5 protein-coding genes, 21 tRNA genes and 2 rRNA genes are annotated in these 9,439 nt (G+C 51.2%); 27 read left to right on the top strand and 1 reads right to left on the bottom strand.

The annotated features are described in order from the left end of the window. From B1A75_RS20135 to B1A75_RS15990, 23 genes are all read left to right on the top strand, one after another. Positions 1-363: ribosomal RNA gene (locus B1A75_RS20135) — 23S ribosomal RNA — on the top strand; the annotation flags it as partial. A gap of 95 nt (positions 364-458) precedes the next feature. Then, positions 459-575: ribosomal RNA gene (rrf, locus tag B1A75_RS16095) — 5S ribosomal RNA — on the top strand. 8 nt (positions 576-583) lie between these two features. Continuing rightward, a tRNA-Val gene (locus tag B1A75_RS16090) sits at positions 584-659 on the top strand. Between the two features lie 326 nt (positions 660-985). Further along, positions 986-1,062, top strand: a tRNA-Met gene (locus tag B1A75_RS16085). Positions 1,063-1,066: 4 nt separating this feature from the next. Then, a tRNA-Asp gene (locus B1A75_RS16080) sits at positions 1,067-1,142 on the top strand. Between the two features lie 174 nt (positions 1,143-1,316). Next, positions 1,317-1,392 (top strand) — tRNA-Phe (locus B1A75_RS16075). A gap of 29 nt (positions 1,393-1,421) precedes the next feature. Continuing rightward, positions 1,422-1,494 (top strand) — tRNA-Thr (locus tag B1A75_RS16070). Positions 1,495-1,950: 456 nt separating this feature from the next. Further along, positions 1,951-2,023: transfer RNA gene (locus B1A75_RS16065), tRNA-Lys, on the top strand. A gap of 7 nt (positions 2,024-2,030) precedes the next feature. Beyond that, a tRNA-Gly gene (locus tag B1A75_RS16060) sits at positions 2,031-2,105 on the top strand. A gap of 5 nt (positions 2,106-2,110) precedes the next feature. Next, positions 2,111-2,196 (top strand) — tRNA-Leu (locus tag B1A75_RS16055). Between the two features lie 5 nt (positions 2,197-2,201). Further along, positions 2,202-2,275 (top strand) — tRNA-Arg (locus tag B1A75_RS16050). 6 nt (positions 2,276-2,281) lie between these two features. Then, a tRNA-Pro gene (locus B1A75_RS16045) sits at positions 2,282-2,355 on the top strand. An 8-nt stretch (positions 2,356-2,363) separates the two neighbouring features. Continuing rightward, positions 2,364-2,436: transfer RNA gene (locus B1A75_RS16040), tRNA-Ala, on the top strand. A gap of 17 nt (positions 2,437-2,453) precedes the next feature. Further along, a tRNA-Met gene (locus B1A75_RS16035) sits at positions 2,454-2,530 on the top strand. Positions 2,531-2,535: 5 nt separating this feature from the next. Continuing rightward, positions 2,536-2,612 (top strand) — tRNA-Ile (locus tag B1A75_RS16030). A gap of 19 nt (positions 2,613-2,631) precedes the next feature. Then, positions 2,632-2,722 (top strand) — tRNA-Ser (locus tag B1A75_RS16025). A gap of 16 nt (positions 2,723-2,738) precedes the next feature. Then, positions 2,739-2,811 (top strand) — tRNA-Thr (locus B1A75_RS16020). Between the two features lie 10 nt (positions 2,812-2,821). Beyond that, a tRNA-His gene (locus tag B1A75_RS16015) sits at positions 2,822-2,894 on the top strand. Between the two features lie 164 nt (positions 2,895-3,058). Continuing rightward, positions 3,059-3,129: transfer RNA gene (locus B1A75_RS16010), tRNA-Gly, on the top strand. A gap of 6 nt (positions 3,130-3,135) precedes the next feature. Next, a tRNA-Ile gene (locus tag B1A75_RS16005) sits at positions 3,136-3,209 on the top strand. A gap of 80 nt (positions 3,210-3,289) precedes the next feature. Beyond that, a tRNA-Asn gene (locus tag B1A75_RS16000) sits at positions 3,290-3,364 on the top strand. Between the two features lie 6 nt (positions 3,365-3,370). Then, positions 3,371-3,463 (top strand) — tRNA-Ser (locus tag B1A75_RS15995). Positions 3,464-3,467: 4 nt separating this feature from the next. Next, positions 3,468-3,539 (top strand) — tRNA-Glu (locus B1A75_RS15990). Between the two features lie 300 nt (positions 3,540-3,839). Here the strand turns inward: B1A75_RS15990 and B1A75_RS15985 are convergent. Beyond that, on the bottom strand, positions 3,840-4,505 hold the full coding sequence (locus B1A75_RS15985; RefSeq protein ID WP_074044776.1) for a B3/B4 domain-containing protein: 666 nt from the start codon (positions 4,503-4,505) through the stop codon (positions 3,840-3,842). 52 nt (positions 4,506-4,557) lie between these two features. Between B1A75_RS15985 and queG the strand changes: the two genes are divergently transcribed. From queG to B1A75_RS15965, 4 genes are all read left to right on the top strand, one after another. After that, positions 4,558-5,700: a tRNA epoxyqueuosine(34) reductase QueG gene (queG, locus tag B1A75_RS15980; protein ID WP_079936504.1), complete on the top strand. Its 1,143-nt coding sequence runs from the start codon at positions 4,558-4,560 to the stop codon at positions 5,698-5,700. A gap of 61 nt (positions 5,701-5,761) precedes the next feature. After that, a complete protein-coding gene (locus tag B1A75_RS15975) occupies positions 5,762-6,625 on the top strand; it encodes an amidase domain-containing protein (protein ID WP_013146295.1) in 864 nt (287 codons plus the stop codon). A 20-nt stretch (positions 6,626-6,645) separates the two neighbouring features. Continuing rightward, positions 6,646-7,119: a tRNA (uridine(34)/cytosine(34)/5-carboxymethylaminomethyluridine(34)-2'-O)-methyltransferase TrmL gene (gene trmL, locus B1A75_RS15970; RefSeq protein WP_015373984.1), complete on the top strand. Its 474-nt coding sequence runs from the start codon at positions 6,646-6,648 to the stop codon at positions 7,117-7,119. Between the two features lie 323 nt (positions 7,120-7,442). Continuing rightward, complete coding sequence (locus B1A75_RS15965) at positions 7,443-9,338, top strand: PrkA family serine protein kinase (protein WP_011229990.1); 1,896 nt, start codon at positions 7,443-7,445, stop codon at positions 9,336-9,338. Positions 9,339-9,439: the final 101 nt, after the last annotated feature.

Raw genomic sequence — 9,439 nt, 5'->3', positions numbered from 1 at the left:
CACAAGATTTGGGATGTTCGGCCATTAAAGCGGTACGCGAGCTTGGTTCAGAACGTCGTGATACAGTTCGGTCCCTATCCGTCGCGGGCGCAGGAAATTTGAGAGGAGCTGTCCTTAGTACGAGAGGACCGGGATGGACGCACCGCTGGTGTACCAGTTGTCCCGCCAGGGGCACCGCTGGGTAGCTATGTGCGGACGGGATAAGCGCTGAAAGCATCTAAGCGTGAAGCCCCCCTCAAGATGAGATTTCCCACCGCGTGAAGCGGGTAAGATCCCTCGAAGATGACGAGGTCGATAGGTCCGAGGTGGAAGCGTGGCGACACGTGGAGCTGACGGATACTAATCGATCGAGGGCTTGACCTATGAGCGGCTTCTTCCGACGGTTATCTAGTTTTGAGGGAATGAAAAAGTCTTGACAACAGGCCAACTTTCCTTATAATAAGACTTGTCCATTGTTGCCTAGTGGCTATGGCGGAGGGGAAACGCCCGTTCCCATCCCGAACACGGAAGTTAAGCCCTCCAGCGCCGATGGTAGTTGGGGCCAGCGCCCCTGCAAGAGTAGGTCGCTGCTAGGCAATTTCGTGGAGGATTAGCTCAGCTGGGAGAGCACTTGCCTTACAAGCAAGGGGTCGGCGGTTCGATCCCGTCATCCTCCACCATCTTAATATAAAAGCTGACTTGCTTTCTCATCATCGCGGGGTGGAGCAACGAGCCTTCGCTTCGTCGAATATGCTGCGAGTTGCCTCGACGCATTCGACATCTTCGAGTTCGCTGGCAGAGGAAGAGGCAACGAAAATGCAATTTGAGCATTGTCAAAACTTAAGTATATTCTTATCGCTGCGGGGTGGAGCAACGAGCCTTCGCTTCGTCGAATATGCTGCGAGTTGCCTCGACGCATTCGATATCTTTGAGTTCGCTGGCAGAGGAAGAGGCAGTCTTAAAGAAACACTTAGAGCGTTATCAAATGAGATGAATTTCTTACCGTCGCGGGGTGGAGCAGTCCGGTAGCTCGTCGGGCTCATAACCCGAAGGTCGCAGGTTCAAATCCTGCCCCCGCAACCAATATGGTCCCGTAGTGTAGTGGTTAACATGCCTGCCTGTCACGCAGGAGATCGCGGGTTCGAGTCCCGTCGGGACCGCCATTCTTCCAAAATTGTGAAAGATGAAAAAATATGGCTCGGTAGCTCAGTCGGTAGAGACGAGCATCCGCATCGTCGAATCTGCTGCGAGTTGTCCCGACGCATCTGGCTTCTTCGAATGGGCTAGTAGAGGAAGGGACACAAAAGTCATCAACGAACAAGGGAAAAATAAGATATGGCTCGGTAGCTCAGTCGGTAGAGCAAAGGACTGAAAATCCTTGTGTCGGCGGTTCGATTCCGTCCCGAGCCACCATTCATTTTATGTGGAAATGTTTAAATTATGCCGGCTTAGCTCAATTGGTAGAGCAACTGACTTGTAATCAGTAGGTTGCGGGTTCAAGTCCTGCAGCCGGCATTCTTATTCCTTAATAACCCCTTAAGTCATTAAGCCGGCAACCGTGAGCCATTAGCTCAGTAACGAGCGCTACATCTTCGAGTTCGCTGCGAGTTGCCTCGACGCACCTAGCTTCTTTGAATAGGCTGGGAGAGGAAGAGGCAGGTAGAGATAGGTAGTACCTAGAGTGTTATCCAAACTATGAGCCATTAGCTCAGTAACGAGCGTTACATCGTCGAATAGGCATCGAGTTGCCCCGACGCATCTGGCTTCCTTGAACAGGCTGGCAGAGGAAGGGGCAGGTAGAGCTAGATAATACTTGGAGTGTTATCCTAACTATGAGCCATTAGTTCAGTTAGGTAGAGCAACGAGCAAAGCATCTTCGGATTTGCTTCGAGTTGTCCCGACGCATTCGGCTTCTTTGAATCAGCTGGTAGAGGAAGGGACATCGTTGTCTCGGAGTGTTATCTAACCCATGAGCCATTAGCTCAGTAGGTAGAGCATCTGACTTTTAATCAGAGGGTCGGAGGTTCGAGTCCTCCATGGCTCATCGTCTTGCGGAAGTAGTTCAGCGGTAGAACACCACCTTGCCAAGGTGGGGGTCGCGGGTTCGAGCCCCGTCTTCCGCTCCACTTCCGCCGGGGTGGCGGAATTGGCAGACGCACAGGACTTAAAATCCTGGGGTAGGTAACTACCGTGCCGGTTCGAGTCCGGCCCTCGGCACTTGTGCGCTCGTAGCTCAATTGGATAGAGCATCTGACTACGGATCAGAAGGTTAGGGGTTCGAATCCTCTCGAGCGCGTTTTATCGGGAAGTAGCTCAGCTTGGTAGAGCACACGGTTCGGGTCCGTGAGGTCGCAGGTTCAAATCCTGTCTTCCCGATTTATCATGGGGCCTTAGCTCAGCTGGGAGAGCGCCTGCTTTGCAAGCAGGAGGTCATCGGTTCGATCCCGATAGGCTCCACCTTTTGACTTAAATTTGGCGGTGTAGCTCAGCTGGCTAGAGCGTACGGTTCATACCCGTGAGGTCGGGGGTTCGATCCCCTCCACCGCCACCATTATCGGACCTTTAGCTCAGCTGGTTAGAGCAGACGGCTCATAACCGTCCGGTCGTAGGTTCGAGTCCTACAAGGTCCACCATTATTATTGTTGCTTTTTTGGAGGAGTACCCAAGTGGTTGAAGGGGTCGGTCTTGAAAACCGAGAGGCGCCGCAAGGCGCGCGGGGGTTCGAATCCCTCCTCCTCCGCCATGCACTTTAAAATCATGCCGGCTTAGCTCAATTGGTAGAGCAACTGACTTGTAATCAGTAGGTTGCGGGTTCAAGTCCTGCAGCCGGCATCAGACCGAGGCGACTATGGCGAAGTGGTTAACGCACCAGATTGTGGCTCTGGCATGCGTGGGTTCGATTCCCACTAGTCGCCCTTTTTTCTATATTTGCGGGTGTAGTTTAGTGGTAAAACCTCAGCCACGAGCATCTGCATCATCGAATCCGCTTCGAGTTGCCCCGACGCATCTGGCTTCTGTGAATCGGCTGGTAGAGGAAGGGGCATGGAAGTAGCGTGGCGGATGTTCAACTAAATGATATGCGGGTGTAGTTTAGTGGTAAAACCTCAGCCTTCCAAGCTGATGTCGTGGGTTCGATTCCCATCACCCGCTTTTTATGGGCCTATAGCTCAGCTGGTTAGAGCGCACGCCTGATAAGCGTGAGGTCGGTGGTTCAAGTCCACTTAGGCCCATTATTTACTATTGCATGTTTTTCAACCATTCGCTATAATATTGGGCGAACAATGATACTCCATATGTTTATGTATATTGTTCCGCAATAGCTCAGCGGTAGAGCAACCGGCTGTTAACCGGTAGGTCGTAGGTTCGAATCCTACTTGCGGAGCCATGTTACGGAGAAGTACCCAAGTGGCTGAAGGGGACGGTTTGCTAAACCGTTAGGTCGCAGTTTTGCGGCGCGCGGGTTCAAATCCCGCCTTCTCCGCCATAATGGCCCGTTGGTCAAGTGGTTAAGACACCGCCCTTTCACGGCGGTAACACGGGTTCGAATCCCGTACGGGTCACTGGTTGCTGGCACCAGAGATTCTGGTGCCCTTTTATACAATTTCTTTTGTCGATTTTTGCGTTTTTTCTTGCGATGCGTGCGGAAGTCTGTTATAATGTCTCTCGTTAGTTTTAAAATTACGTTATGATTGTTGGGGACAACGCAGTGTTTCGTTTCGTTAAAGAACGAGGCATTGCGTTTTTTTATTTATCACCCTAAACCGAGAAGACCCCCACTTCCACGCGTGAGCGTAGGTGGGAGAGTGTTCAAGTAGGGAGGGAGTCCCCCGTTTCCAACGGCAGGAAAGTGGGGGAGAAGATCAAACGAGCAATTGGGCGTCGGCTTCGCCGCCATGAATTTGCACAAACATCGTTTGAATGGCTTGAAGCTGGCGCTTGGCGGTTTCTTCTGGCGTTGATGGGAGAAAGTAAACGATTTGCAAAGCGTTTTTCGTTTCTCTCGTCACGGCGGTCCGCTCCGAATCGACGATCGGACTGCCAAACGGCCCTCGTTCATCTTTGCTGACGAGTTTGTTGGCAAAGTTGACTGTGCGGCCGTTTAGTGCCACGTATTCGTCTTGCTCCGTGCCGATAGTGAGAGTGACTATTCCGTCAATGCGGTCGAAATCATAGATGCCGAGCGGGATTTTGTAGTACAGTGAAAAAAAGTTGTTGACGTCCGCTGCCGAATGGATGGATGGGATGAAATGTTTTTTCTGAATGCGTCGGTATAGACTCTCGCTTGACGGTCGATAGCGGCCTGGGTCTGTGCCGATTTGTTTGAACGCACGACGCCATTCCATTAGTTCGGGAATGTCAGCGATCGCTTTTTCCTGCAGCTCGATGTAAAGAGATTCTTGAAACAGTTCCAATCGGCCTCTCAACATTTGCGGTGAATCGCTGACCTCAATATGATGATAGCGGATGACGCCGAATTTACCAGAAGGAAGGCGTTGCTTTAGTTGTTCTGATATCATGCATTTCATCTTGATCACCTCGGATTTCATTTTACCATATATGACGAAAGGAGGGAAAACGATGGATGTTATGGCATTAAAGCGGGAAGTCATTGAGTACAGTCGGTCAATCGGCATTGATAAAATCGGATTTGCGAGCGCTGATCCGTTTGTTGAATTAAAGGAGCGGCTGCGCCGCCAGCAGGAGCTCGGCTATCAGTCCGGTTTTGAGGAACCAGATATTGAGAAACGGACGAATCCTTCATTGCTTCTTCCGGAAGCAAAATCGATCATTGCCATTGCTCTTGCCTATCCGTCCAAAATAAAAAATGCGCCGCGGGGGACAAAGACGGAACGGCGCGGCGTTTTTTGCCGCGCTTCATGGGGAAAGGACTACCACGATGTGTTGCGGGAACGTTTGCAGCAGCTCGAGGAGTTTTTGCTGGCCAAAGTGCCCCATGCCCGCGTTCGCTCGATGGTGGATACCGGAGAGCTCGCCGACCGGGCGGTGGCGGAACGGGCAGGGATCGGTTGGAGCGGCAAGAACTGCTCTATTATTACACCGGAGTTTGGATCGTATGTGTATTTGGGAGAAATGATTACGAATATTCCATTTCCCCCTGATGAACCGGTTGAAAACCGATGCGGCACGTGCACGAAATGCATTGATGCCTGCCCGACCGGGGCGCTTGTGCAAGCGGGTCAGCTGAACGCGCAGCGGTGCCTTTCGTTTTTAACGCAAACGAAAGGCTTTTTGGCCGACGAGTTTCGGGAGAAAATCGGGAACCGGCTGTACGGCTGCGATACATGCCAGCAAGTCTGCCCAGAAAATAAGGGGAAAGACTTTCATTTGCATCCAGAATTCGAGCCGGATCCGGAAGCGGTAAAGCCGAAGCTCATCCCGCTGCTTCAGATGAGCAACCGTGAATTTAAAGAAACATTTGGGGCCATGGCGGGTTCATGGCGTGGGAAAAAGCCGATTCAGCGCAACGCCATTCTGGCGCTCGCCCATTACAAAGACCAAACCGCGGTGCCGCACTTACTGCGTTTGTTGAAAGAGGATAGCCGTCCCGTCATCCGCGGGACGGCGGCGTGGGCGCTTGGGAAAATCGGGGATCCAAGCGCTAAGCCTTATTTGGAGGCCGCGCGGCAAACGGAGGCGGATGCCGATGTGATCGCTGAGATTGAAAAAGGACTGAAACTGTTGGCTGAGGCAAAGGAATAGGGAAAAAAACGCAGCTTCCCCACATAAGGTAGTAATAAAAACGAAAGTGGTGGAAAGCAGCATGAAAAAACAGTTGCGCGCGTGGTTGGATGAGCGAGCCCGCTCGTTTGTGTCGGAAAGCAATATCCGAAGCGAAGAGGCGGCAAGAAAGCAACGGCTTTGCCAAAAGCGCGGTGCGGAGATCGTCCGTTGCACGATCCGGGGACAAATTGTCGGCAGGCAGACCATCGAGCGGGAAGCGAAAGTTATGTATATTGCCCACCATCAATTTTTAATTAAGCAAAGGGGTTCACTATATATAGAAGAACAGGTTGAGGAGCGATGCGCCTGTTTTGTTCGCGGTGAGCTTGTAGCTGATGAACCGATCAACCGGTTGGGGGGGTATATGGAGGCGCCGCGCGTCGAACGAGAGCAATGGACGGGGGAGCGTCTTTCTTACCAGTATGACCGCGCCCGGGCGGTGCGGTATGCGGAAACGTGGTGGAATCGGCATAACCCGGTGTTTCCGTCGTTTCCGGTGGATTGCACGAATTTTGTCTCTCAATGCTTGTATGCAGGCGGGGCGCCGATGACGGGCTATCCGAACCGGGCGAGGGGATGGTGGTGTCAAAACGGAAGTTGGAGTTACAGCTGGGCTGTGGCCCATGCTTTTCGTTGGTATTTGAGCGGGTCGCGCATCGGCTTGCAGGCGGTGGAAGTGGCGGAGCCGGAGCAATTGATGGCAGGTGATGTCATCTGTTATGATTTTCAAGGGGACGGACGCTTCGACCACTCAACGATTGTGGTGGCGAAAGATCAGAACGGGATGCCGCTTGTGAACGCCCATACGACAAACAGCCGAATGCGCTATTGGTCGTATGAAGATTCAAGCGCCTATACGCCGAACATTCGCTATAAGTTTTTTCACATCATCGATCGCAAATAAACGTTGTTGAGGTGAAGGAAATGCCGCTTCATGTAGTGCTATACCAACCAGAAATTCCAGCCAATACCGGAAATATCGCCCGTACGTGCGCGGCAACCGACACGGCCCTCCATTTGATCCGCCCGCTCGGTTTTTCTACGGATGATAAAATGTTAAAGCGCGCCGGGCTTGATTATTGGCCGTATGTCAATATTTCGTATTATGACTCGCTTGACGAACTATTCGCCCGCTTTCCGGAAGGGGAGTTTTATTTCATTACGAAATTCGGGCGCCGGTATTATGATTCGTTTGATTTCAGCGATACAGAAAAACATATTTTCTTTGTGTTCGGCCGTGAAACAACCGGATTGCCGAAGGAGCTGCTTGAGGCCAATATGGATCGTTGCCTGCGCATCCCGATGAATGACAAAGTGCGCTCGTTAAACTTGTCGAACACGGCGGCCATTTTAGTGTACGAAGCGTTGCGCCAACAACGGTTTTATGGGTTGTCATAAACAAAAAAACGACCTTCGCACTGGAGGTCGTTTTTTTGGTCTTATTGTCTGACGCCTGGTTTGTCTTCATAGCCAGCGGTGAAAATGGCCGTCAAAAACGCAATGATAACCCCTAGCACAAGCAAAGTGCGCATCGTTTGTTCCTCCTTCATATGAAAGTGGCAGGCGTTTCCCCCTTTATTATAGCGAATATGGCCAAGCATGTGAATGACTGCAGCTGGTTGTTAGGAGACAAAATTTTTTTTGCGGCGAATGATACGGGACATCCTCGCATAAATTGTAATAATCTTGCTGTTAGACATCCAAGGGTGAGGAGGTCCTTTATGGATATTTTGCAAAAAATCGCCCGGTATCGGGAAGAAGAAGAAAAGTTGAAATGGGAAGGAACGTTTGCCGAGTATTTAAAGATTTTAAAAGAAAAGCCGTGGGTGGCCCAGTCGGCTCATTCGCGTGTTTATAATATGATCAAAGATGCTGGGGTCGAAGAGGTGAATGGACGGAAACGATATAAATTTTTCAGCCAGCACCTGTTCGGGCTTGAGGAAGCGCTTGAGCGGCTCGTTGAGGAATATTTCCACCCGGCGGCAAAGCGGCTTGATGTGCGGAAACGGATTTTGCTGCTGATGGGGCCAGTTGGCGGCGGGAAGTCGACGCTTGTGACTTTGCTAAAGCGTGGGCTTGAAGAGTATTCAAAAACAGAGCGCGGCGCGGTGTATGCCATTAAAGGCTGCCCAATGCATGAAGACCCGCTTCACCTCATTCCTCACCATTTGCGCGACGATTTTTACCGCGAATACGGCATTCGCATTGAAGGCGAGCTGTCGCCGCTCAATATGATGCGGCTTGAGAAAGAGTACGGCGGACGCATTGAAGACGTGCTAGTGGAGCGCATTTTCTTCTCGGAAAACCGCCGCGTCGGCATCGGGACGTTCAGTCCGTCTGATCCAAAATCGCAAGACATCGCCGATTTAACGGGGAGCATCGATTTTTCAACGATCGCGGAATACGGCTCCGAGTCCGACCCGCGCGCGTATCGGTTTGACGGCGAGCTGAACAAAGCCAACCGCGGGATTATGGAATTTCAAGAGATGTTAAAGTGCGATGAAAAATTTCTTTGGCATTTGCTGTCGCTGACGCAAGAAGGCAATTTCAAAGCTGGGCGGTTTGCTTTAATCAGCGCCGACGAATTGATTATCGCTCATACGAACGAAACGGAATATCGGTCGTTCATCGCCAACAAAAAGAACGAGGCGCTCCATTCGCGCATCATCGTCATGCCGATTCCATACAACTTGCGCGTCTCGGAAGAAGAGCGCATTTACGAAAAAATGATCCGCGAAAGCGATGTCGCCGACGTGCATATCGCTCCACATACGTTGCGGATTGCGGCCATGTTTACGATTTTGACGCGGTTGAAAGAATCGAAGCGGCCGGATGTGGATTTATTGAAGAAAATGCGCTTGTATGATGGCGAAATGATCGAAGGATTCAGCGAGGTCGATGTGGAGGAGCTGAAAAAGGAGCATCCGGACGAGGGGATGAGCGGCATCGACCCACGCTATGTCATCAACCGCATTTCTGCCTGCATCATTCGCAAAGGAGTGCCGTCGATCAATGCGCTTGACGTGCTTCGTTCGTTGAAAGAAGGGCTGGATCAGCATCCGTCGATCACGAAGGAAGACCGTGAGCGGTACTTGAACTTCATTTCGCTTGTGCGCAAAGAATATGACGAAATCGCCAAACAAGAAGTGCAAAAGGCGTTCGTCTATTCGTATGAAGAGTCGGCGAAAACGTTGATGGATAACTATTTGGACAACGTCGAGGCGTACTGCAACAAGACGAAACTGCGCGATCCGCTCACTGGCGAGGAAATGAATCCGGATGAAAAGCTGATGCGCTCGATCGAGGAACAAATCGGCATTTCCGAAAATGCGAAAAAAGCGTTTCGTGAAGAAATTTTAATCCGCATTTCCGCCTATGCACGCAAAGGGCAGCGATTTGATTACAACTCGCATGAACGGCTGCGCGAGGCAATCCAGAAAAAACTGTTCGCTGATCTAAAAGATATTGTGAAAATTACAACGTCGACGAAAACACCGGATGAGCAGCAGTTGAAAAAAATTAACGAAGTCGTGGCCCGCCTCATTGATGAATACGGGTACAACTCCACGTCAGCCAACGAATTGCTCCGCTATGTCGGCAGCTTGTTGAACCGCTAGGCATGCCTCAAGCGCTGGGGCATGCTTTTTTTATCCTCTCTGACTGAACTGCCAAGGGAGGGTCGAGCGAAGGCGACACAGCGTGCTTCGCTAAAAGGAAG

The sequence above is a fragment of the Geobacillus sp. LEMMY01 genome (assembly GCF_002042905.1).
GTDB classification, from domain to species: Bacteria; Bacillota; Bacilli; order Bacillales; family Anoxybacillaceae; genus Geobacillus; species Geobacillus proteiniphilus.
The sequence above is the reverse complement of the archived record's forward strand: the minus strand, read 5'-3'. Positions and strand labels throughout refer to the sequence as shown.

What these genes read in the sequence shown, in the direction of transcription:
- B1A75_RS15965 (WP_011229990.1), top strand. Translation starts at nt 7,443, where the DNA reads ATGGATATTTTGCAAAAAATCGCCCGGTATCGGGAAGAAGAAGAAAAG.
- B1A75_RS15985 (WP_074044776.1), bottom strand. Translation starts at nt 4,505, where the DNA reads ATGAAATGCATGATATCAGAACAACTAAAGCAACGCCTTCCTTCTGGT.
- queG (WP_079936504.1), top strand. Translation starts at nt 4,558, where the DNA reads ATGGATGTTATGGCATTAAAGCGGGAAGTCATTGAGTACAGTCGGTCA.
- B1A75_RS15975 (WP_013146295.1), top strand. Translation starts at nt 5,762, where the DNA reads ATGAAAAAACAGTTGCGCGCGTGGTTGGATGAGCGAGCCCGCTCGTTT.
- trmL (WP_015373984.1), top strand. Translation starts at nt 6,646, where the DNA reads ATGCCGCTTCATGTAGTGCTATACCAACCAGAAATTCCAGCCAATACC.